The organism is Candidatus Methylobacter oryzae (genome assembly GCF_003994235.2).
Taxonomy (GTDB): Bacteria; Pseudomonadota; Gammaproteobacteria; order Methylococcales; family Methylomonadaceae; genus Methylobacter_A; species Methylobacter_A oryzae.
Genome location: NZ_RYFG02000025.1, coordinates 115,354 through 137,110 on the forward strand (window position 1 = coordinate 115,354; position 21,757 = coordinate 137,110).

Below are 21,757 nucleotides of genomic sequence, written 5' to 3' on the forward strand. Positions count from 1 at the left end.
ATGCTGACTTTATCGCTAACCTTTCCCGGCGGACGGTATCATGCTACGTCTTGGGGACGGCATGTCAACGAGGCCGATGTCGCTTGGCCGCCCGATCTCTGGCGTATAAGCAGGGCCTTGATCGCCGCTTGGCACAGAAAGCTGGACAGGCAACGCTTCCCGCGTGAAATGCTGGAAGAGTTACTGGCCGAACTTGCCAAACAAGCGCCGCATTACCGTTTGCCGGAGGCCGTTCATGCCCATACCCGGCATTACATGCCCAACCGGCAGAAATCCACGTTGATTTTCGATGCTTTTGCCCGCGTCAGTTCCGATGATGAGTTGATCGTGCATTGGCCGGAGCTGGTTCTGGCGGATGACCAGTTAGTGTTGCTGGACGAATTGTTGAGCGTATTGGGCTATTTGGGACGGGCCGAATCCTGGATCGAGGCCAAAAGGCTGCTCGAATGGAACGGCGAATTGAATTGCCGTCCGGGAGAAACGGTTATCGACCCCGAGACCGGCGAAATAAGCAGCGAGCCGGTGCATTTGTACGTTCCTTTGACGCCATCTGAATACACCAATTTTTACCGTCATTTCCATCAAGGACTGGAAGCTCGCCGGCTACCGAAAAAAGAATTGGCGCAAATCAACGCAACCTTAAAGCAAAACTGGTTGGATGCTTTAAGTCTCGATACCGCCGACCTGCAAGCCGCAGGCTGGAGCGCGCCGCCGTCGGCTAAAAAACAGCTTTATCAGCGTCCGGTCCAGGCTTTGCGCAGCAGCGTTGCCGGCCGGCCTAAATCACGGCCAATCCTGCCATCCACTACAGTGCGCTATGCGATTTACGGCAAGCCTTTGATGCGCAACGTCGATGGCATTCGTTTTGCCGAGCATTTGCGCCGAGCAGTAATGGGTAAGGCTAAGCGCTTGCTGGGCGAAAATGCGCTTCCGCCTTTACTGTCTGGACACGGTTTAAGCCCTGAAAACCGCCATCGACATGCTTTTTATTTACCGGAATCCAACCCGCAAGGATTGATCGATCATGCAGTGATCCACATACCGGCCGGCATTGATGCTTCCATGCGGCAAGTGTTGGAGCAGCTGAAAACCGTTAAAAACTTCGACGGTCAAGAGTGGCAGCTCATTCTGGAGCATATCGGTAAACAAGAAGATTTCATAACTGTAACGCCGCTTTTAAAAACAGCTGCTGTCTGGCAATCGCTAACACCCTACCTGCATCCTTGGCATTGCAAGAAGAACTTTGACGTTTCGGCGCAAATTCGCCGGGAATGCCGCGAGCGCAATCTGCCGGAACCGATTGAAATTCAAGCCTTGCCGTTTATCAAACCTTACGGCCGTGAATTACGCCCGATTGACTTTCATCGCTTTAGAAACAAAAAAGGCTTAACGCAACCGGATACCCGCGGTTCGTTTTGGCAAATAACTTTTGCCCAGACTGTGGAGGAGGTCCCAGTGGCTTTGGGCTTCGGCTGCCATTTTGGTTTAGGTTTGTTCGAACCGTGTGACACCGGTGTTTAACAGCATTTAAGGATTTTTATGACTACCGAGCAGCGTTTTGAAATCAACGATCGTATCCTTCATACCGACTACGGCCCCGGCGTAGTGACCTTTGCCGGCGACGATTACTTAGGCTTGCGCTTCCCAAGCTTGGGCGACATGTTGCAGCGCTATGACGCGACTAAAATAAGCCACTGGACAGCCGAAGCCGCTTGGCAGGATGAAATAGCCTGCAAAACGGCAGCGGTTGAACAAGCCACTCTTGATTGGCCGCGGTCCACTTTTAAGAATGAAGCGCCTGACACCCCGCATTACATGGGATCGCATTGGCCTCCATTTGTTGATGACGTTACCGACATTGCCAAGGATTTGCCGAATATACTTCAGGCCGCGCAAGTCATGGAAAGCATCGGCAATCACCGTAAATCGCCCAGGGAACTGCCGCGGGATTGGCCGCAAGGTTTTCATTTGGTTTGGCCGATGCAACGCCGGGGCCTTATTTTGACTTGCTGTATCGATGCCGCCGAACGGCAAACTCAACTGATGAGTTTTTATCCGTTCAGTTCGGAAGGCGTCCAGCACACGTTGACAATCGACTCCGTAAGCGTTTGGGAAGGTCAAATCGAAGCGCAGATCACCGCCAGTCTCGGCGAAGCGCAAATCACTTTTTTCGATGCGCATTTTCTGATCAACCGGCTTTGGTACGAAGCGGGGCGTCGTTATGAATTTATTCTGAGGGGCATAGCTTATGCCGCCCAACCTGCCCAAGTGATGGAAATTCCTTTCACGGCAAATCCCGATCAAATTGCTTGGCAACGTTTGCTTGGAAACAACGGCGATGAAGACAATGACTGGGAATTGCCGTCGGCCATTAATTTAAACGGCATGGCCTCGCTGCTGCCCATAACGGATTGGGATAAAGACGAGTACAGTTTTCACGGTCCGGTTAAATCGGTAAAACCCATCGACGATTTTTTAGGACAAACCGGCTGGTTAGTGCGGATAACTGTTATGCGTTTGTCGGACTATGAAACGGAAGACATCGATCTGGATATTGTGATTACCCGGCGCATTTGGCGGCAGGAACAGAGCCCGGAAGTGGGCATGGATATTGAAGGGACGCTCTGGTTGCAGGGCTATTTATGGATGCCGCCAAGTCGTCGGGTAGGCGCAGACTGATGGCGGGCATGGCCTTTTTCATTTCTGTTTAACGATACGGAACGCACGAAAAAATGACCGACAATCAACCCCCCATCCAACTCGAACTGCCGATGCCGTTTCCGGAACTGAGCGGCGATATGCCGTTGCTGCCGGCGCGGATGATCAACGAATACCAATACTGCCCGCGTCTGGCCTACCTGGAATGGGTGCAGGGCGAATGGGAGGCGTCGGCGGATACGGTCGAAGGCGATCATGCCCATCGCCGCGTCGATCAGCCGTCCAAAAGCTTTCCGGAAGCCGACGAGCTTGAACAGGAAAAACTTCACGGTCGTTCGATTACCTTATCGTCGAACCGCTTGGGACTGATTGCCAAACTGGATTTGATCGAAGCGGAAGAGGGTGAAGTCACGCCGGTCGACTATAAACGCGGCAAGCGCCCGCATGTGGCGCGCGGGGCTTACGATCCCGAACGCGTGCAATTGTGCGTGCAGGGGCTGGTGTTGCAGGAGCACGGCTATGTTTGCGAAGAAGGCGTATTGTATTTCGTGCAAAGCCGCGAGCGGGTGCGGGTGGCGTTCGACGACGAATTGCGCCAACTGACTTTTAACGCAATAGACGGTTTGCGCTTGATCGCGTCCGGCGGCCATATCCCGCCGCCGTTGCAGGACAGCCCGAAATGCCCCGCTTGTTCGCTGGTCGGCATTTGCCTGCCGGACGAGGTCAATTATCTGCACAATGCCGCGATCGAGCCCCGGCCGATGGCGGTCATGCGCGACGAAGCGATGCCGGTTTATGTGCAGGCCTATAAAGCCAAAATTGCGAAAAAAGCCGAGGAGCTGGAAATCAGCATCGACGACGAAACGGTACAGACCGTGCGCTTGCTGGATACCTCGCAAATCGTGGTCATGGGCAACGTTTACATCACCACGCCGTGTTTGCAGGATTTGATGAAGCGCGACATTCCGGTCAGCTGGCACAGCTTCGGCGGTTGGTTTTTCGGCCACACCGTCGGCACCGGCCATAAAAACGTCGAATTGCGCACCGCCCAGTACCGCGCCAGTTTCGACGATAAAATCTGCTTGGCGATTGCCCGCAACCTGGTACGCGCGAAAATCCAGAATTGCCGGACGCTGCTGCGCCGCAATTGGCGGCTGGACGACAAACCGGACGAACTGTTGGACCAGTTGAAAGCCCTGGCAGATAAAACGCAGCGGGCTAAAGATTTGCAACAGTTGTTGGGCGTCGAAGGTTCGGCTGCGGCCTTATATTTCGGCGCTTTCGACCGGCTGATTAAAAAACCGGACGATAGCCGCCAGATGAGTTTCGACTTTACCACCCGCAACCGCAGGCCGCCGACCGATCCTGTCAATGCCTTGCTGTCGTTTGCGTACTCGTTGCTGGTGCGAACCTGGACAGTCAACTTAACGGCGGTTGGCCTGGATGCCTATCGCGGCTTTTATCACCAACCGCGTTACGGCCGCCCGGCGTTGGCGCTGGATATAATGGAGCCGTTCCGGCCGATAATCGCCGATTCGGTGGTATTGCAAGCGATCAACAACGGCGAAGTGCGGCCCAGCGATTTTATCAGCGCGGCCGGCAGCGTCGCCCTGAACGATGCCGGGCGCAAGCGTTTTATCGCCGCGTTCGAACGGCGCTTGAGCCAGGAAATCACGCATCCCTTGTTCGGTTACAAGGTTAATTACCGGCGCTTGTTCGAGATACAGGCGCGGCTGTTCGGCCGCTACCTGCTCGGCGAGTTATCAGAATACCCCAACTTCACGACACGCTAATGGCTGCTTACGAACATCTTTACATTATTACTTACGACATTCGCGACGCTAAACGCTGGCGGCGGGTGTTCCGCTTGATGAAAGGCTACGGCGACTGGCTGCAACTGTCGGTGTTCCAATGCCGCTTAAGCCGTAGGCGCCATGCGGAACTGATCGCAATGCTGGACGGCATCATTCATCACAGCGAAGACCATATTTTGATCATGAACATCGGTCCCGCGGAAAACGTCAAGCCGTCGGTGGTGAGCTTGGGCAAGGAGTTTGAAACCGTGGAACGCCAACCGGTGATCGTCTGATGCGGATTGTTCGCCGCCGGTTGACGAGCGCTGTAGTGGCGCGCAAAATGCCCTCAGCGCTCGCAGGTGAATGGCTCTTTAAAAATCAGCATGTTATGAAAATCGGCTATGCGTCGGGCGGATTTTTATGTACAGTTGCGAGGCGTTGTAGAGCAGCACTCGCAAACAGTCCGCGCAGGCCGCGTAGATCAAGGCTTCCAGCGCGGGCTGCATTCTCCGGCATAACGCCGGAGCCTCATTGAAGCCTGCTTAAACAAGCCAACACGATTAACTCGTCTTGGAGCATTCTCCGGCATAACGCCGGAGCCTCATTGAAGCTTTCACTGTCGAGTTGGTCAGTTCACACACCAGATCGCATTCTCCGGCATAACGCCGGAGCCTCATTGAAGCCGTACTCATTTTGCCGATGTTCAGGTCGTTCATTTTAGCATTCTCCGGCATAACGCCGGAGCCTCATTGAAGCGTGAATACCGGGCCGTGCATCTTGGCGGTCATGCGCGCATTCTCCGGCATAACGCCGGAGCCTCATTGAAGCGTTGGTTCTAGGGTCTTGCCTAAGCAATAATCTTAAGCATTCTCCGGCATAACGCCGGAGCCTCATTGAAGCTCGGGAGCAAAATGCTTACTTTAGCAAAATCAGCAGCATTCTCCGGCATAACGCCGGAGCCTCATTGAAGCGGGTTGTGTTGGCACGCATTGCGCACCAGCGGTTTGCATTCTCCGGCATAACGCCGGAGCCTCATTGAAGCTCCAGGTGACGCATGTGCAAATAAAGGTATAACGCCGCATTCTCCGGCATAACGCCGGAGCCTCATTGAAGCTCGGCTTACCCATTTTGGCTTCCGTCATAATCAGCGCATTCTCCGGCATAACGCCGGAGCCTCATTGAAGCCACAGCCGGGCTACTTTTTTAAATCCGCACCTAGCCGCATTCTCCGGCATAACGCCGGAGCCTCATTGAAGCTTGCTTATCGGATAATCATCAAACTTGTCCTCCGGGCGCATTCTCCGGCATAACGCCGGAGCCTCATTGAAGCATGTTTATCATGTCTAGCTTGCTTTTATTTTTGGGCATTCTCCGGCATAACGCCGGAGCCTCATTGAAGCTCAGCCGCCGCCAACAACTCGGTCAGCACATCGGCCGCATTCTCCGGCATAACGCCGGAGCCTCATTGAAGCAACGGGAAAGTCAGGAATGCCGGGCGGCAACATTGAGCATTCTCCGGCATAACGCCGGAGCCTCATTGAAGCTAAATGGCAGTGGGAGCTACGGAGCATATTCCCTTGGCATTCTCCGGCATAACGCCGGAGCCTCATTGAAGCCAATGTTACTACCAACTCCTTTGATGTCACGGTAAGCATTCTCCGGCATAACGCCGGAGCCTCATTGAAGCGTTGGCTTAATCGTCTTGACTCAAACCAGGATCGGGCGCATTCTCCGGCATAACGCCGGAGCCTCATTGAAGCTAACATGGTGGCGTCCTCATGGTTCAAGGTTCAAGGGCATTCTCCGGCATAACGCCGGAGCCTCATTGAAGCAGTGCGGCTGTGCTCCTTAGTCGCGTTCCACCACAGCATTCTCCGGCATAACGCCGGAGCCTCATTGAAGCTCAGCTTTAAAGGTCGATTGGAACGGAAAGCCCGTCGCATTCTCCGGCATAACGCCGGAGCCTCATTAAAACGCCCTTTCAGCATGAATCTGAGGTAATAGTTATGCTTATAATGGAAAGATTTACGTGGATAGCGCTATCATGCACACTCTGCGGGATGGCTCGATTAGCAAGTAGCCTATTGGATAAACACTCTTTATAATATGCGGCTGACCGCATTGGGCGACGGATATTTTCCTCGGCCGAATGGCTTTCAGCTTTGACCCTCAACGTAATAGATTGAAACAGGAACTATTAATGTCTCAAAAAATTTCAGATGTAGTAAAACCCGGTGTTGTAACTGGCGAAGACGTACAAAAAATCTTTGCAATCTGCAAAGCCAACCAATTCGCATTGCCTGCGGTAAACGTCATTAACACTGATTCGATTAATGCTGCGTTGGAAGCGGCCGCGAAAGTAAAATCGGCCATTATTATCCAGTTCTCCAACGGCGGTGCGGCGTTTGTTGCCGGTAAAGGCTACAAAGGCGAAGGCCAAATGCCTTCTATTTTGGGCGCGATTGCCGGCGCGAAACACGTTCACACGATGGCCGAAGCTTACGGCGTGCCTGTTATCCTGCACACCGACCACGCGGCAAAAAAATTGCTGCCTTGGATCGACGGCCTGTTGGATGCCGGCGAGAAACATTTTGCCGAAACCGGCAAACCGTTGTTCAGCTCGCACATGCTGGACTTGTCCGAAGAAAGCCTGCAAGAAAACATCGAAATCTGCGGCAAATACCTGGAGCGTATGTCCAAAATGGGCATGACGCTGGAAATCGAGTTGGGCTGCACCGGCGGTGAAGAAGACGGCGTCGATAACACCGGCATGGATCATTCAGCGCTGTATACTCAACCTGAAGACGTGGCCTACGCTTACGAACACCTGAGCAAAATCAGCCCACGCTTCACTATCGCGGCTTCATTCGGCAACGTACACGGCGTATATTCACCGGGTAACGTTAAATTGACGCCAAGCATTCTGGACAACTCGCAAAAATACGTGTCCGAAAAATTCGGCGTGCCAGCCAACACACTGGACTTCGTATTCCACGGCGGTTCAGGTTCATCTCCGGAAGAAATCAAAGAATCGATCAGCTACGGCGTCGTTAAAATGAACATCGATACCGACACCCAATGGGCAACTTGGGAAGGCATCATGAACTACTACAAGAAAAACGAAGGCTATCTGCAAGGCCAAATCGGCAACCCAGAAGGCGACGACAAGCCAAACAAAAAATACTATGATCCACGCGTTTGGCAACGTGCCGGCGAAGTCGGCATGGTGACTCGTTTGGAACAAGCGTTCCAAGAGTTGAACGCTGTCGACAAACTGTAATTTGACAGGCTGAACAAAAGGCCGGTACGCATTGAGTGTACCGGCCTTTTTTTTGTCCGGCAGGCGGATGTTTTTGCGAGCCGGTGCTTTATCCGTCTCTGGCCGGCTTAACTCGCAGTATAAAATCCGTCCCGGAAATCAAGGAATGAATCTTCTGTATAATAGAGGGCAATGCCAAGTGAACGAACAACGCATGTCCCATAAACCCACTAATATAGTAAACTATATTAAAATCACATTACGGTTACTACGATGACAGCAACAAGCAATGTAAACCCGCACGAAATACATAAATTCGGCTCGATGGCGGAACGCTGGTGGGATCCCCAAGGCGAATTTAAAACCTTGCACGATGTTAATCCGTTACGGCTCCGGTTTATTCAGCGTTATGCGGATATTAGCGGTAAGCGCATTGTTGACGTCGGCTGCGGCGGCGGCATTTTAACCGAGGGTTTGGCTAAGCAGGGCGCCGATGCGTTGGGCATCGATTTAAGCGAGGATTTGATCGACATCGCCGATTTGCATGGGCTTGAATCCGGCGTCAATGCGCATTATCAAAAAATCAGCGCGGAGGATTTGGCCGCGCAGCAGCCGGAAAGCTTCGATCACGTCACTTGCATGGAAATGCTCGAACACGTGCCCGATCCCGGTTCGATAATTAAGTCCTGCGCCAACATGGTCAAACCCGGCGGCATGGTGTTTTTTTCGACGCTGAACCGTCAGCCCAAGGCCTACTTGCTGGCTATTTTTGCCGCGGAGTATGTTTTGCAAATGCTGCCCAAAGGCACGCACGATTTTAAAACTTTCATCAAGCCTTCGGAGCTGTGCCGGTCGGCGCGCGCGGCGGGTCTTGAATTGCAGGGCATGGTCGGGATTGAATACAACCCGTTTACCAAGCATTTCAGCCTCGGCAAAGATATTGACGTTAACTACATTGCCGCTTTTAAGCGTGCCGAGTGAGACATGGGGGACGATTTCAAATTATCCTGCGTGTTATTCGACCTTGACGGTACCCTGGTCGATACTGCCCCGGATTTGATCGCCTGCTTGAACCGGTCGCTGAATGCCCACGGTCTCGATACGGTTGTGCCTGAAATAATCAAACCGTTTATCTCGTACGGCGCTGCGGCGATGATTTACGCCGGCCAACCTGCAGTTAGCGATCGTTTGAGAGCCGATATTCTGAAAACGATGCTCGACTTCTACCAGGACAATATTGCCGAACATACGGTTTTTTTCTCCGGTATGACCGATACGCTGGCTGCGATTGAAGCGCAAGGGTTGAAATGGGGAGTCGTGACTAACAAGCGCGAACGTTTTACCCATCCGCTGATGGATGCTTTAAAGCTGACCGGGCGCGCGGCCTGCATCGTCAGCGGCGATACCACGGCCAATCCCAAGCCTCATCCGGAACCGATGCTGGCAGCCTGCAAGCAGGCAGGCGTTGATCCGCGGGAATGCGTTTATATCGGCGACGCCGAACACGATATTATCGCCGGAAAAAGCGTGCAAATGAAAACGCTGGCCGCGCTTTACGGTTACATCAAACCCGGCGACACGCCGGAAACCTGGGGGGCCGATGCGTTAATCGAATCGCCCGCGCAAATTTCAACCTGGATAGCATTACAGCCATGCCGCTAACGAATCAAGTCATCTTAATCACCGGCGCCGGCGGCGGTTTGGGTAGCACGGCCGCCCTGGAACTGGCCAAACACGGCGCCCATATCGTCCTGCTGGATAAAAATATCGCCAAATTGGAAGCGGTTTACGATGCGATTATGAACGTCAATGCCGTGTCCGAGCCGGTGATGTATCCGTTCGATTTAGCCGGCGCCAATGAAAACGAGTACCAGGAACTGGCCGATAAAATTGAGCAGAAGTACGGTTCCTTGCAAGGCATTTTGCATTCGGCGGTTGAGTTTAGCGCGTTTTCTCCGGTCGCCACGCACAAAACCAAGGATTGGGGACATACCTTAAACGTCAACCTGAATGCGCCTTTTTTATTATGCCGGGTTTTATTGCCGGTATTGCAAAAGAGCGCACACGCCTCCATCGTTTTCACCACAGATTCTTTTGTCAGGAAGGCGCCCGCTTATGCCGGTGCTTACGGCGTTTCATTGATAGCCTTGGAAGGCTTTGCAAAAATATTGGCCGACGAGCATGAAGCTTTCGGCAAAATCCGTGTCAATACCTTGATACCGGGACCGGTGGATTCGCCGTTAAGAAAGCGGGCCTATCCGGCTGAAGATAAAGGCAAGCTGCCGTCAATGAAGTCGCTGGCACCGATTTATCTGTATTTATTCGGCTCGGAGAGCATTGGCGTAACCGGCCAGGCTATCGATGCCCGGACCTTTTATTTATAACTGAACGATTATGGCTGAAAGAGAAGACGTTGTTTTAACCCGAGATGTCAACATTGTTACTATTCCCGACGGCAATACCGGGACTTTGAATAAAGGTCAGATAGTCACGATTTATCAAGCGCTCGGCGATAACTATACCGTGGTTACCGAACACGGCCACATGGTGCGGATTGCCGGCGTCGATGCCGATGCGTTGGGCAAAGAGTCTCAGCGGCTGCATGAGCTATCGTCGGAAACCGATGCGGTCGCGGTTGAAAAGAACTGCTGGGAAGTGATGAAAACTGTTTACGATCCGGAAATCCCGGTTAATATTGTCGATCTTGGCTTGGTCTATGAGTGCAAAGTCACGCCTAACGCTGAAGGCATGAACGACGTTCATGTCGTGATGACGCTGACGGCTCCCGGTTGCGGGATGGGGCCTGTGATCCAGAGCGATGTCGAAAAATCCATCCGCGCGCTGCCCGGCGTCGCCAATGTTAATATCGAAGTGGTGCTTGATCCGCCTTGGTCGCGAGAGATGATGTCGGAAGTGGCCCAGTTGCAATTGGGTTTGTATTAATCCCTGAAAACCGATGCAAATCGCAAAAGGCCGCCAAACCGGAACCATCCTGCGCGAGTACGGCCAGCCCTGGCCCGATTACGAGCTGCTTGACGCGGGCGACGGCAAAAAGCTGGAACGCTGGGGAGAGGTCGTCACGATCCGTCCGGAAATCCAGGCCGATTTCAAGCCGGGATGGTCTAATGCCCAATGGCAAGACGCCGCGCATTGGGAGTTTGAAGAACAGTCTTCAACCCAAGGCCGTTGGCAGAACATTAAGCCCGGCGCTTCCGAACAATGGCTTGTTTGCTACGGCGGGTTGAGTTTCGGCTTGAAACTGACCAAGTTCAAGCATGTGGGATTGTTCCCCGAGCAACAGGCAAACTGGCGTTTCATTGCCGAACGGGTCAGCGCCGGTCAAAAAGTCTTAAACTTATTTGCGTATACCGGCGCAGCATCGCTGGTTGCCCGTGCTGCCGGTGCGGAAGTCGTGCATGTCGATTCGGTCAGGCAAATGCTCACCTGGAGCAACGAAAACCAACAGCGGACGACTGCAAGGATGCAGGAGGTAGAGCAATGCAGGGAGCAATTGCCGAGCCATCTTTCCGACATTAAATGGGTGCTTGAAGATGCATTGAAATTTGCCCAGCGCGAATTAAAGCGGGGCAATCGATACGACGGCATCGTCATGGACCCGCCGGCCTGGGGGTTAGGCGTCAAAGGCGAAAAATGGAAATTGGAAAATCACTTGTCCGGTCTGATTGAAACCGCCTGCGGACTGATGAGTCCGGGAGCGTTTTTAATCCTTAATACTTATTCGCCGAAAGTGGAGCTGGCGGATTTGGCGGTGGCCGGCGGACAGTATTTTTCCGCCGACCGGCTGGAAATAAAACAATTATGGATGCGGACAACAACCGGTAAGGAGTTGTATTACGGAAATTTGTTGCGGGCGATTAAGTGACCGGTGTTGCGTAGAGGTATTTGCCGTATTGCAGGGATATGATCAATTCGCGGCGATTAAAACGTAGGGTGGATAAGCGTAGCGCATCCACCATAACAATCTCGATATAGGTGGATGCGCTACGCTTATCCACCCTGCGGCGGGCCATTTTCTGCACATGCCGTCTTAACGATTCTCCACTTCCCAACCCTTGCAAGCCAGCGCAATATGATACGGGACGGGGCGGGCGCCGGTTCCGTATGAGCTCATCGTGCGCGTCGTCATGCCCAATGCTTGCGCCGCATCGGCCAGCGACAAGCCGTTACGCAGCCGCCAGGCGAGGAATGTGCGGGTGTTTTCGTCGGTGGCGGCTTGATACATCGCTTCCAGCCATAACGTATCGGCACCGATTTGGATGTCAAAGTCCGGCCATTCAATCGACCAACCGATGTTGTCGGTCAGTTTGACTTTGGCGAAGGCGGCCGGATCGCGTAAAGGCGCGAGTCCGGGTTTGGCGAAAATGGTTTCGCCTTTATCGACAGTCATTACGCAGCCGTTAATAAAGGTCATTTTCAGTTGGTAATCCGGTAAAGCTTCAACCGCTGCTAGGCGGGGGCGTTTCATTGATGCCACTCTTCCATTCCTCAATCAATTGATCACGGTTTTCCGTAACCCACTCCATTACCTCTTTGCGTAATCCGCGCGGAAAGGTGCCGGTGCAGTTCAGGGTCTCCAGGTTAATTAATACATCAAAATTGCCTCCGACCAGATGCACATGCATTGGCGGAGAATCGTCTTCTCTGATTTCAAGCCGGTATTTGTTGCGAAAGCGATGCTTCGTTGCCATGTTGCAATGGTAAGAGATAATTCGAATATGTCAATCGTCTTGTTGATGAGGGTATGATTGAACATATTGTTTCTTAAAAGATTATTTCTTTCTTGTGCCGGATTTTGCTGGATGTGGACGGTCGGCAAAGACAATGCCGAGGTCTGATTTAAAACGTTGGATAACCAACAGACTGTTTTGCCTGTTTTGATATTTTGAAATTTTTATTACTCGATTTTGCTGTGGGCCAAAGAACAGCAAAGAAGGAGATTTAATATGAAAGCAGTAGTGTTTCACTCGATCGGCGACATACGCGACGAAAACTTGTGCAAGCAATTGGTTGCCGATGCGGCGCGCGAACCCGGCGGTCTAGGCATCTTGGTCAATAATGCAGCCAGACAGCACTCCATCGATTCGATCCTCGATCTTTCAACCGAGCAGTTCGATGCGACCTTCAAGACCAACCTTTACGCAATGTTTTGGATCACTAAAGCCGCGCTGCCGCATTTCAGTACCGGTGCGAGCATCATCAATACCTCATCGGTTTTAGCTTACAATCCGGCCGAAAACCTGCTCGATTACTCGCAGACCAAAGCGGCAATCGTATCGTTCACAAAATCCCTTGCCAAACAGCTCGGCGAGAAAGGCATCCGCGTCAACGCCGTCGCGCCAGGGCCGGTTTGGACGCCGCTTCAAGTCACTGGAGGCCAACCACCAAGTGCGCTGGAAACATTCGGTGTCTATACGCCGACGGGACGCCCCGGCCAACCGGCAGAACTTGCCGCCGTTTACGTGACGCTGGCTTCGCATGAGTCGAGTTATGCCAGCGGGCAGGTGTATGGTGTGTCGGGCGAGAGTGGAAATCCTTAAATCATCTGAAAGTACGGATGCTGAATATGATGGGGGCTTATGTTGTGCTTCTGCGGTTTAAGAATGATCGGATTGCTGCGGCAATTGCAAAGATTCTGGAGCATCATCACCTACGGCGAATGGGGATTTGCCTGTCCACTGTACTGAGTATTGTCCTAGGCGGCGTTTGCGTTCCAGGGTTTTACTAACGGCCTGACGTAGGCAATCGAGCATAGCTTGCGTGTCTGGGCTTAAGGGTGGGTTTGTCTGTTCGCTCATGATTGAGTCTCCTGTTGTAATAGAAAAATAGAAATCCGTCGCCATACCTAAACATCGTACGTAATGTTGGGCTTCATTGCATTCAGCCCAATCTACGGGACTATGAAACAAATTATCCAGTTCCATCAATACCAAAAACCGATACTTTAACGTTTCCGGCAGTGTTGTTTTTTATGGCTATTGCAATGTCCGACAAAAAGGTTTGCAGTTCGATAAAAGTTAATCTTTTTTGATAGTCAGGATGTTTCCATTGACGCCGCCCGTGATCAGTTAAAAACAATATTCCATGTCTGCGGTTTGTTGGTTTTAAATAATATTCCGATAGTTGCTGTGTCAATGCTTCTTTAAGTTCATTTGGCGACCACGAGTCTGCTTGCTTGATTTCAATAGCGATTTCAAATTGTCCTGTTGTTCCTGAAATGATGATGTCCGGTTCCTTTATATCAGCGACTTCCACTTCACGGTGAACGTGGTATCTACCATTTGCCCGAAGCGTCAATTGTTCAGCGAGCCAATTTTGAACGCTTTTTTCGTCATCTTTTTTGATCTCAGCCAACTTGGACAATAACTGCTTTGACGATGCATCGCTTTGTTCAAACCCGTAACGTATGTCATCCAGGACGTGAAGAATGCATTGATATAATTCATTTCCATTTTTAATCGGAGTGATGTGCTTGTTTTCAAACGTTAGCGTTTCGTTTTCAGTCCATGCAGGAAGTTCGGCATCGCGTTCCACCATGCCGCGTGCAAGCTGTCGAAATCGATGCTTGCGTTCGCCGATTTCAGAGGTATCTGCTAATTCGATCATCGCTTGGTAGGCATCGGCTCCTACTGAATTAAGCAATGCCGAAAGAATTGTGCTTCGACCGGATTCTGCTCGATCACGGCTATCTGGAGTAAACACACCATCGTGTCTAATATCTTCAGCAGGTCGTATTAGCCGATAAGCTAGCGATACCAAGGTTTTAAGAATTTGTATTGGAGTGTCTTTAAGTGACCAACAATCATCGCGATTGAAAACGCCCCCAATAATTTGAGTTGCCAACTCATTTTGTGCTTCCGGTTTGGTTGCTGCTATCCAGGCCTCCATCTTTTGCAATGCGTATGCCGGGGCAACCTGAAATAACAGCACAAGATAGCATATTGCAAATTCTCTATCGTCGCACCCGAGAAAATAATCAAACTGATTTATTGATCGTTTTTTTAGATGCTTTTTTTGGCTTTCCGATAAAGTCATTTGCTGAAAAATCTTAAGCCCGCATTTCAAGCTATGGAGTATTCCTGGGTTAGTTTTGTTCATTATTTCAAACAGTTTGGAAGCGATTTCAGGATATAGCGGCTTTTCGGAATTGCGATAGTGGTATAGAAAATCGCTATGTCCACTTCGTGCAGACGTCCATTCCGAGCGAAAGGCTTTAGCAATGATAGGTGTAACCACAGTGGGATGCGCATCCAATAAAGTATCCAGCCAGTCAGGATAACCTTTTTCGGACATGCAGGCGTATTCGGCAGCGCGTTTTGCCTCATCTGATGTTAGCTGTATTGCCCAACGCGCGTTCTCGTCGGCTTCAATGCCAATACCTGCATAGGCATAAACCGTGAGCCATTTAAAGGTTACTTGATGTGCTTTTCGCTCTGGTCGTTCTGGTTTTACATCGCGCCATAGGGCTTTCATAGCATCACGATAAGCCTCAGCAACTTCATTGTTGAAAGCTTGCTTGATTAAATGCCAGTATCGCGCTGCTTTAGTTGTTTCATGGTTTGTTTCAAACTGTAGCCAACGTGTAAGGTTCTTTATGCACTTCAAATGCTGGTCAGGGTTAGAAAGTTGATTTGGATCGAGGATTAGGCTGGTTCTGAATTTTAACCACGATGTTTCAGTTTCAGACCTTTCGTCACGTTCTTTTTTCTTGCGCAGTTCGCGGCGTAAGCGATATTCGCGCATGCCGTCGCTTTCCTGTTGCGGTTTAAAATAATTTTCCAAGTCTTCAGTAAGCAGTGGAAAATTTTGCACGTATCGATGAAGAGATTCTTTTATCTTCTCTACGTCATACTCATCATTCACATGTTTCAAAATTTGCACAATGGCATTTAAAACGATCCGTTTATCATCCATTAATGAACGTTCTTTTAAATCGTCGATAAGCCAAGGCAGATCAGCGACACCAAACTCCCACAATGCCTTTTCATAGGGGTAAATCGCCCTGTATTGGATTGGAGGTTCTGTGTCAGTCCAATTTTCCCTTGCTTCTGCGACATCAGCCCAAAATAAGGCGCGTTGTACTTTGGGGGAAGTTTGTACCAGTTCACTAAGGGAAGGTTTTAATTCTCTGAACGAAGACGAATGCTCTACACGTTCAATAGCCATTAAAAAACGTATCAACTCGTTTGTCGGATCGTTATGACCAAGATCGACAATTACTTGACGCGCGATAGGCTCAAAGTTATCGGCGAGAAAACCGTATTTTTTGGAAATATGTCGATATTCATCAACGGGTTTCAATAGTGCAAGTTCGGCAAGGCCGCCGATAAAACGTATTTTCCACTCGGCAGGGCATTTTTCCCATAGCTCTTCAAGCGCATAACTAAGCTCATGTGTCGAATTTCTGGCTGGCGCTTGGCTATCTGCAATGAGCGCAATGAGCTGTTCGATGTTCAGATAATCAGGAAATAGTTCTTTGACAAAGCCGGCTGTGAGCCTTGCGCTGATGTTGGGGGCATCTTGAACAAGCTTTTCTGCAATGGTTGACAGTGTCGTCGTACTGTTGAATTTGTTTAATGCTTGAACTGCGACAATACGATGGTAATCACGCGCTTTCGTATCTTCGGCGACCTGTGTGGCAAGGTCGTTACAAGCAGCTATAGCGCCTTCACGAATCAATCTAATGAGATCGCCGCGAAAATCATCCTGGTCGCAGCGATGCCAAACTTCGCGAATGGTGTTCGCCAAATCGGGATGAGCAAACATCCATAGCGCACGGTGGTCGAGGCTGTCATTGGCAATGTCGCCGGTTTCGTGCTTTTCGGCATAGGCATGAAGCAACCTGCATCGGGTTTTAACCGGAACGGAACCGGGATCGCCATGCTGGATCAGAATTAACGGGTCTCTCTTTAGAATTTCGTCCCGAATATCATCTTGGCTGAGCGCAAGCCAAGCTGCTATCGGCTTTAGGCTGGGAACTACTGTTTTTACTCCGTAAACTTCGGCGAACAGCAATTTAAAAACTTCAGAGCGCGGACAGCCCTGTTGTAGCAAACGCTTAAGCCACTGGGCCGTTAAGTATTCTTGGGTTGAACGATGATGAAACCGGATGCGTCCATACGTCGCAGGGGCAAATATTCCTCGCCGAAGCAGGGCATTGCGTTTCGCGTCTGTCCATTCCGGCAATAGTTTTTCCGGTTGTAAAACATCGGCGGACGGGGTTGAATCGGACGCTTGAAGTGTAAAAGTTTTGCCGAGCGTCAAAGCTGTGGCAATTCGTTCAGCTCCTTCTCGCGCCTTCTTGAGGTTTAAAACATCGTTGTCAGTCCGATGAGGATCTCGCTCAGTCAGTTTTTGGTTCACCGCATGCTCAGTCATCTCCAAGAGCGAGTCGAATTTTTGATGGCTTTTCCAATAGTTAGCCAGTTCAAGTAGGTCGCCGGGACGTTCAGCCAAATTTTCCAGTCCCTGTTGCCAGATAGCGGAGCAGAATTGCGAGACATTTTCAATACCATGTTCTTGTGCTAGTGTTCGTTGTTGCTCGTTGTCCAATGGAGCAAGTCTGACTATAGTTATTTCGTCATCTTTTTTCTCCTCGACCTGTTTGCTCGTCCCACGTTCCTTGAACAAAGGGGCAAGTAACGCGACTTCCGGGGCAATCTCTGGGGTCTGCAAGTTATTATGGTCGGGCAACGGCAGAAGCTGTTTGATTACTTGGTAATCTTCCATTCCTCTCCAATCGGTTACACGGCAAGAAATGAAAATTCGGCAACGAGGCAAATGTTGTAAAACTGCGTGTGCGAATTTTTTTAAAGCCTTCTCGAAACTTTTATGATTAAGCCGAGCTTCGTCGACCGAGTCCAGGAAAAAGTAGCCTTCGTTAAGGCTATGCTTCCAGTTTTCAAATAAAGACACGTCATCTGGATTTAATGATTGTTCAAACCCTTCATCGGCCAACTCTTCGATGGGAATGAAGAACGCGGCTTTTCCAGTATTACGGATTTTGTCAGCCGCGCCCTTAAATTCGGCGGTTTTTCCGCTGGAAGCTTCGGCCAAAATAACTACACGCTGTTTATTCAGTAACGCGTCCCAATCAAGCCAGCCGCCAATTCGTTTGCCCCAATAACGGCCAACATCAAGATCAATTTCTTCGTCTTTTTTAATTGGAACAAAGTTTCGGTTTAAGTCTATATATGCCATTTCATGTCCAATCTAAATTTTGACGGTATTCATGTTCATCTAGAGTTGATGTGCGTGTTAAAAGTTTCAAGATCGCATTGAGCTGTAAGAAGTGGGGTATGGCTCAGTTCGGTAAGATGCGGTGAGGTACGAACCGCATCGTTCATAAAAAAATATGCGTTCACTTGCTTTGACTGCCACATTCCCAGCTATGTTTTCCCAAACTACCAAATAGCACCAGAATAATGCTCGCGTATGTTTTGATCTGCTGTCAGCAGCGGCGAAGCTCGATGAGCCGCTTGAGCAACGATGAGACGATCGAAAGGGTCGCGTGTCCAGCCGAGCGTTAGTGCCTCGCCGGCAGCTGCGGCGAAAGGTTGTTTGCAGGTTTCCAGCCCAATATCGCGACGCAAGCTGTCGAGTATGTTTAAAGCAGGGCAGTTAATGTGGGAGATTTCATGCAGGTAGGTCAGTTCCAGTTCGACCATGGGTGAGATGAGCAGCTGTTCCGCCTCCTCAATGGTGCGGACAGCCAACGGCGTAAGCCGAGTTGCGCCATCCTGGTAAAGCCAGACCAGAATATGCGTGTCGAGATACAGCGTTTTTACAATGACGGCTTCCAAGCTTGCTTCCAGGAAAGGTTGGCTAGATCATCCGGGTTGCCGTTGATAGTGCCGGGATGTGGGGTTAATCCAGCCAGTCGCCGGGTGGGGATGTCGCGGACGATCCGCACCGAGCCGCCGGGACGTTCAATTTCCACTGGCTCGCCGGTGGCGAGTACATGGTCGAGGGTGCTGAAAAGTTCGTCGTGAAGACGAGCGGCGCTAAGACGTGTAGGCATGATGGGAACTCCGATTTGATGAACGGGCTTTATGTTATACCTGTGTATATGGGCATTCAATACTTAAGTCAAACCTCAGTTTTTCTCAATTCAAAGCAAGCTTCGAACTCCGGCGACAGCGTTTTTAAATTACGGATTTAGCCTGAAGATCAGCATGGTATGAAGACCGAACCATCGGCGCGCTGGCAACCTGCTTAAATCCCAAAGCTTTGGCAAACTCCCCATACTCGGCGAATTGTTCCGGCGTAACGTAATTTTGCACCGGCAAATGGGCTTTGCTCGGTTGCAGGTATTGACCTATCGTCAGCATCGAGCAGCCGTGGGTCAGTAAATCTTTCATGACTTGATGCACTTCTTCCGGCTGTTCGCCAACGCCCAGCATCAGGCCGGATTTGGTCGGCACTTGCGGTTGGGCTTCGTGGAATTGTTTCAACAGGTCCAGCGAGCTTTGGTAATCGGCGCCGGGGCGGACTTGTTTGTATAGCCGGGGCACGGTTTCGAGGTTGTGGTTGAATACGTCGCACGGCTGTTCGGCCAGGATTTGCACGGCTTTTTCGATGCGTCCGCGAAAGTCGGGCACCAGGATTTCTATTTTGGTCGCGGGCGTTTGCCGGCGGATTTTTCCGATGCAGGCGGCAAAATGGCCGGCGCCGCCGTCCCTTAAATCGTCGCGGTCCACCGAGGTGATGACGACGTATTTCAATTTCATCAACTGAATCGCGTCGGCCAGGTGCTGCGGTTCGTTCGGGTCCAACGGCAGCGGTTTGCCGTGGGCGACGTCGCAAAAAGGGCAGCGGCGTGTGCACAGGTCGCCCATGATCATGAAGGTCGCGGTGCCGTGCTGGAAGCATTCGCCGAGGTTGGGGCAGGCGGCTTCTTCGCAGACGGTGTGCAGGTTGTTTTCGCGCAGCAGTTGTTTGATGCGGCCGACTTCGTTGCCGGCCGGCACTTTGATGCGTATCCACTCAGGCTTACGCAAAGGCGTTGCGGCAGGCTCGACTTTGATCGGGATTCTTGCCAGCTTTTCGGCGTTGCGCTGGTGGGATTTGGGCGTGGAGCGGGATGGCGCTTGATAGGTCATGTCGATAATGCCGTGTTGATTGCTTCGATAATATGGGCCGCGAGTTCGGCGTTGTCGACGGTCATGCCCAGGTCGGCCAGTTGGGTTACTTCAAGGCCCGGATAGCCGCAGGTGTTGATACGGTCGAACGGGCGCAAGTCCATGTTGTTGTTCAGGCTCAGGCCGTGGTAGCTGCAATTTTTTTTGATGCGCAGGCCAATAGAGCCTATTTTCTTGCCGTCCACGTAAACGCCTGGCGCGTCGGCGCGGGCTACTGCATTGATGTTATACCGGGCCAGCGTCGAAATCATTGCTTGTTCCAGTATTGTGACTAGTTGGCGGACGCCGAGATTCAGGCGTTTAATGTCCAGTAATGTGTAGACGACCAATTGGCCGTGACCGTGATAAGTCACTTGTCCACCCCGGTCGGAGCTGACGACGGGAATGTCGCCGGTGTCCAGCAGGTGTTCGCGTTTGCCGTTTAAGCCTAGCGTGTAAACGGCAGGGTGCTCGGTGATCCAGATTTCATCGGCAGTCTCGGCGCCGCGGTTTTGCGTGAATTGCTGCATGGCTTGCCAAGTGGATTGGTAATCTTGCAACCCTAAGTCGCGTATTTCTAGCAAGTTGGTTGGTCCTAAAAAGGCAATGGAACACGGATGGCACGGATTAGGTGGATAAAGCTGAGCTGAGCGGCTCGTCCGCTCAAACGAAACTTATGCCCTTTGGGTATAAACACGGATCAAAATGAGTGATAACAACAAATCCGTGTAAATCAGTCAAATCCGTGTCATCCGTGTGCTATTTTTAACTACAAAGCCATCAAAACGTGCGGATGACCGCTTAAGTCCTGGTAAATCGCATCCAATTGTTGTTTGCTGGTCGCTTCGACGATTACGGTGACCGATATGTAATTGCCGTCTTTACTCGGGCGCGTGCTTACCGCGCCTTCGTGAATGTCGGGCGCATGGCGGCGCACGATTTCCACAACCAGCAGGTCAAGCTCGATGTTGTTCTTGCCCATTGCCTTGATCGGAAATCGGCAGGGGAATTCTAAAAGGGTTTCTTCACTCATGATATGACTGCTTATAAGCCTGGAATAGTTGATTCATAGCTCGCCATATGGGGCCGGGTTTGCCGTTTGCAATGATTTCATCATCAAGTTGAACGACTGGAACGATTTCCCTGGTAGAACTGGTTAACCAAATTTCTTCGGCTGTTTGTAAGGCGTCTAGCGAAATGATGTCTTCGCTGTAAGGAATGTTGTTTTGTTCGGCGAGTTCCAGAACGACTTCGCGGGTTATGCCCGGCAATATTTCGTTACCTATCGGCGGGGTAATCAGGATGCCGTCGATGACCGCAAATATATTGCTTGCGGCGCCTTCGGTCACATAGCCGTCTTTAACCAGGATCGCTTCGGCGCAGCCTTGTTCCACCGCTTGTTGTCTGAGCAAAATATTGGCTAGCAATGTGGTCGCCTTGACGTTGCACAGTTCCCAGCGGCTGTCGTCGACGCTGAGGGCTTTTACGCCGGACTCCAGGCCGGCAACGGGGACGATGTTTGAACACATTGCAAATACGGTCGGCGTGACATGTTCCGGAAAGGCGTGATCTCTTTTATCGGAGACGCCGCGGGTAATTTGCAGATAGATATATTGGTCCAGATTCGCGTCCAGCAACGGCGTCAGGATTTCCAGCCATTGCGCCCTGTCATACGGATTAGGCACGCGAATCGAAGACAGGCTGTTTTCCAGCCGTCTCATGTGTTCTTGGAAGTGGAACAGTTTGCCCGAGTAAGACGGGATAACTTCATAAATCCCGTCGCCGAACAAAAAGCCGCGATCCATGACTGATACTTTGGCGTCGCAAAGTGGCAGGTACTGACCATTTAAGTAGACGGTTTTATACTCAAGGGGCATAAGTTTCGTTTGAGCAGACAAGCTGCTCAA

Annotated in this window: 22 protein-coding genes and 1 CRISPR repeat array; of the genes, 11 read left to right on the forward strand and 11 right to left on the reverse strand. The window is 51.1% G+C overall.

Annotated features, from left to right (window positions below; genetic code table 11):
- From csb2 to EKO24_RS05410, 10 genes are all read left to right on the forward strand, one after another.
- The gene (csb2, locus tag EKO24_RS05365) at positions 1-1,521 is read left to right on the forward strand and encodes a type I-G CRISPR-associated protein Csb2 (protein WP_127026844.1); all 1,521 of its coding nucleotides are present in this window, start codon (positions 1-3) and stop codon (positions 1,519-1,521) included.
- An 18-nt stretch (positions 1,522-1,539) separates the two neighbouring features.
- A complete protein-coding gene (locus EKO24_RS05370; RefSeq protein ID WP_127026845.1) occupies positions 1,540-2,679 on the forward strand; it encodes a hypothetical protein in 1,140 nt (379 codons plus the stop codon).
- Positions 2,680-2,732: 53 nt separating this feature from the next.
- Positions 2,733-4,451 carry a CRISPR-associated endonuclease Cas4g/Cas1g gene (gene cas4g/cas1g / locus EKO24_RS05375; protein WP_127026846.1) on the forward strand — a complete coding sequence of 573 codons (1,719 nt, stop codon included), beginning with the start codon at positions 2,733-2,735 and terminating at the stop codon, positions 4,449-4,451.
- The gene (gene cas2, locus EKO24_RS05380) at positions 4,451-4,747 is read left to right on the forward strand and encodes a CRISPR-associated endonuclease Cas2 (RefSeq protein ID WP_127026847.1); all 297 of its coding nucleotides are present in this window, start codon (positions 4,451-4,453) and stop codon (positions 4,745-4,747) included. The genes cas4g/cas1g and cas2 overlap by 1 nt, the downstream gene beginning before the upstream one ends.
- A 209-nt stretch (positions 4,748-4,956) precedes the next feature.
- Positions 4,957-6,429: a CRISPR direct-repeat array (repeat unit 36 nt; unit sequence GCATTCTCCGGCATAACGCCGGAGCCTCATTGAAGC).
- 225 nt (positions 6,430-6,654) lie between these two features.
- A complete protein-coding gene (gene fbaA / locus EKO24_RS05385; protein ID WP_127026848.1) occupies positions 6,655-7,734 on the forward strand; it encodes a class II fructose-bisphosphate aldolase in 1,080 nt (359 codons plus the stop codon).
- 252 nt (positions 7,735-7,986) lie between these two features.
- A complete protein-coding gene (ubiG, locus tag EKO24_RS05390; RefSeq protein ID WP_127026849.1) occupies positions 7,987-8,694 on the forward strand; it encodes a bifunctional 2-polyprenyl-6-hydroxyphenol methylase/3-demethylubiquinol 3-O-methyltransferase UbiG in 708 nt (235 codons plus the stop codon).
- A gap of 3 nt (positions 8,695-8,697) precedes the next feature.
- Positions 8,698-9,375, forward strand: a complete 678-nt coding sequence (locus EKO24_RS05395; RefSeq protein WP_127026850.1) for an HAD family hydrolase — start codon at positions 8,698-8,700, stop codon at positions 9,373-9,375.
- Complete coding sequence (locus EKO24_RS05400) at positions 9,366-10,097, forward strand: SDR family NAD(P)-dependent oxidoreductase (protein WP_127026851.1); 732 nt, start codon at positions 9,366-9,368, stop codon at positions 10,095-10,097. Before EKO24_RS05395 ends, EKO24_RS05400 begins: the two co-directional genes overlap by 10 nt.
- 10 nt (positions 10,098-10,107) lie before the next feature.
- Positions 10,108-10,656 carry a putative Fe-S cluster assembly protein SufT gene (gene sufT, locus EKO24_RS05405; protein WP_127026852.1) on the forward strand — a complete coding sequence of 183 codons (549 nt, stop codon included), beginning with the start codon at positions 10,108-10,110 and terminating at the stop codon, positions 10,654-10,656.
- Positions 10,657-10,669: 13 nt separating this feature from the next.
- Positions 10,670-11,596: a class I SAM-dependent methyltransferase gene (locus tag EKO24_RS05410; protein WP_127026853.1), complete on the forward strand. Its 927-nt coding sequence runs from the start codon at positions 10,670-10,672 to the stop codon at positions 11,594-11,596.
- On the opposite strand, the gene EKO24_RS22330 is transcribed toward EKO24_RS05410, so the two are convergent.
- Genes EKO24_RS22330 through EKO24_RS05420 form a run of 3 tightly spaced genes read right to left on the reverse strand, consistent with a single transcriptional unit; the run spans position 11,589 to position 12,422 of the window.
- A complete protein-coding gene (locus EKO24_RS22330; RefSeq protein WP_154671580.1) occupies positions 11,589-11,753 on the reverse strand; it encodes a hypothetical protein in 165 nt (54 codons plus the stop codon). The two genes, EKO24_RS05410 and EKO24_RS22330, sit on opposite strands and share 8 nt — an antisense overlap.
- An 8-nt stretch (positions 11,754-11,761) precedes the next feature.
- Positions 11,762-12,199, reverse strand: coding sequence for a DUF2442 domain-containing protein (locus EKO24_RS05415; RefSeq protein ID WP_127026854.1), 438 nt, complete (start codon positions 12,197-12,199; stop codon positions 11,762-11,764).
- Positions 12,171-12,422 (reverse strand): DUF4160 domain-containing protein, encoded by a 252-nt coding sequence (locus tag EKO24_RS05420; RefSeq protein WP_127026855.1) that lies wholly within the window; start codon positions 12,420-12,422, stop codon positions 12,171-12,173. The genes EKO24_RS05415 and EKO24_RS05420 overlap by 29 nt, the downstream gene beginning before the upstream one ends.
- Before the next feature lie 255 nt (positions 12,423-12,677).
- Between EKO24_RS05420 and EKO24_RS05425 the strand changes: the two genes are divergently transcribed.
- Positions 12,678-13,271 (forward strand): SDR family oxidoreductase, encoded by a 594-nt coding sequence (locus EKO24_RS05425; protein ID WP_127026856.1) that lies wholly within the window; start codon positions 12,678-12,680, stop codon positions 13,269-13,271.
- A 57-nt stretch (positions 13,272-13,328) separates the two neighbouring features.
- On the opposite strand, the gene EKO24_RS05430 is transcribed toward EKO24_RS05425, so the two are convergent.
- From EKO24_RS05430 to EKO24_RS05465, 8 genes are all read right to left on the reverse strand, one after another.
- Positions 13,329-13,529: a hypothetical protein gene (locus EKO24_RS05430; RefSeq protein WP_127026857.1), complete on the reverse strand. Its 201-nt coding sequence runs from the start codon at positions 13,527-13,529 to the stop codon at positions 13,329-13,331.
- A gap of 112 nt (positions 13,530-13,641) precedes the next feature.
- Positions 13,642-17,931 (reverse strand): NACHT domain-containing protein, encoded by a 4,290-nt coding sequence (locus EKO24_RS05435; protein WP_127026858.1) that lies wholly within the window; start codon positions 17,929-17,931, stop codon positions 13,642-13,644.
- Positions 17,932-18,134: 203 nt separating this feature from the next.
- Complete coding sequence (locus tag EKO24_RS05440; protein ID WP_161990572.1) at positions 18,135-18,533, reverse strand: type II toxin-antitoxin system VapC family toxin; 399 nt, start codon at positions 18,531-18,533, stop codon at positions 18,135-18,137.
- On the reverse strand, positions 18,515-18,751 hold the full coding sequence (locus EKO24_RS05445) for a type II toxin-antitoxin system Phd/YefM family antitoxin (RefSeq protein WP_127026860.1): 237 nt from the start codon (positions 18,749-18,751) through the stop codon (positions 18,515-18,517). The genes EKO24_RS05440 and EKO24_RS05445 overlap by 19 nt, the downstream gene beginning before the upstream one ends.
- 124 nt (positions 18,752-18,875) lie before the next feature.
- The gene (lipA, locus tag EKO24_RS05450) at positions 18,876-19,832 is read right to left on the reverse strand and encodes a lipoyl synthase (protein WP_127026861.1); all 957 of its coding nucleotides are present in this window, start codon (positions 19,830-19,832) and stop codon (positions 18,876-18,878) included.
- Positions 19,829-20,434, reverse strand: a complete 606-nt coding sequence (lipB, locus tag EKO24_RS05455) for a lipoyl(octanoyl) transferase LipB (RefSeq protein ID WP_127026862.1) — start codon at positions 20,432-20,434, stop codon at positions 19,829-19,831. The genes lipA and lipB overlap by 4 nt, the downstream gene beginning before the upstream one ends.
- A 185-nt stretch (positions 20,435-20,619) precedes the next feature.
- On the reverse strand, positions 20,620-20,883 hold the full coding sequence (locus tag EKO24_RS05460; RefSeq protein ID WP_127026863.1) for a YbeD family protein: 264 nt from the start codon (positions 20,881-20,883) through the stop codon (positions 20,620-20,622).
- Complete coding sequence (locus EKO24_RS05465; RefSeq protein WP_127026889.1) at positions 20,876-21,727, reverse strand: D-amino acid aminotransferase; 852 nt, start codon at positions 21,725-21,727, stop codon at positions 20,876-20,878. Before EKO24_RS05465 ends, EKO24_RS05460 begins: the two co-directional genes overlap by 8 nt.
- Positions 21,728-21,757 lie beyond the last annotated feature (30 nt).

Coding starts and splice junctions, on each gene's coding strand:
- EKO24_RS05415 (WP_127026854.1), bottom strand. CDS start 12,199: ATGAAACGCCCCCGCCTAGCAGCGGTTGAAGCTTTACCGGATTACCAA.
- EKO24_RS05420 (WP_127026855.1), bottom strand. CDS start 12,422: ATGGCAACGAAGCATCGCTTTCGCAACAAATACCGGCTTGAAATCAGA.
- cas4g/cas1g (WP_127026846.1), top strand. CDS start 2,733: ATGACCGACAATCAACCCCCCATCCAACTCGAACTGCCGATGCCGTTT.
- ubiG (WP_127026849.1), top strand. CDS start 7,987: ATGACAGCAACAAGCAATGTAAACCCGCACGAAATACATAAATTCGGC.
- EKO24_RS05445 (WP_127026860.1), bottom strand. CDS start 18,751: ATGCCTACACGTCTTAGCGCCGCTCGTCTTCACGACGAACTTTTCAGC.
- sufT (WP_127026852.1), top strand. CDS start 10,108: ATGGCTGAAAGAGAAGACGTTGTTTTAACCCGAGATGTCAACATTGTT.
- EKO24_RS05400 (WP_127026851.1), top strand. CDS start 9,366: ATGCCGCTAACGAATCAAGTCATCTTAATCACCGGCGCCGGCGGCGGT.
- EKO24_RS05465 (WP_127026889.1), bottom strand. CDS start 21,727: ATGCCCCTTGAGTATAAAACCGTCTACTTAAATGGTCAGTACCTGCCA.
- cas2 (WP_127026847.1), top strand. CDS start 4,451: ATGGCTGCTTACGAACATCTTTACATTATTACTTACGACATTCGCGAC.
- lipA (WP_127026861.1), bottom strand. CDS start 19,832: ATGACCTATCAAGCGCCATCCCGCTCCACGCCCAAATCCCACCAGCGC.
- EKO24_RS05410 (WP_127026853.1), top strand. CDS start 10,670: ATGCAAATCGCAAAAGGCCGCCAAACCGGAACCATCCTGCGCGAGTAC.
- EKO24_RS05435 (WP_127026858.1), bottom strand. CDS start 17,931: ATGGCATATATAGACTTAAACCGAAACTTTGTTCCAATTAAAAAAGAC.
- EKO24_RS05395 (WP_127026850.1), top strand. CDS start 8,698: ATGGGGGACGATTTCAAATTATCCTGCGTGTTATTCGACCTTGACGGT.
- EKO24_RS05425 (WP_127026856.1), top strand. CDS start 12,678: ATGAAAGCAGTAGTGTTTCACTCGATCGGCGACATACGCGACGAAAAC.
- EKO24_RS05370 (WP_127026845.1), top strand. CDS start 1,540: ATGACTACCGAGCAGCGTTTTGAAATCAACGATCGTATCCTTCATACC.
- EKO24_RS05430 (WP_127026857.1), bottom strand. CDS start 13,529: ATGAGCGAACAGACAAACCCACCCTTAAGCCCAGACACGCAAGCTATG.
- csb2 (WP_127026844.1), top strand. CDS start 1: ATGCTGACTTTATCGCTAACCTTTCCCGGCGGACGGTATCATGCTACG.
- EKO24_RS05460 (WP_127026863.1), bottom strand. CDS start 20,883: ATGAGTGAAGAAACCCTTTTAGAATTCCCCTGCCGATTTCCGATCAAG.
- fbaA (WP_127026848.1), top strand. CDS start 6,655: ATGTCTCAAAAAATTTCAGATGTAGTAAAACCCGGTGTTGTAACTGGC.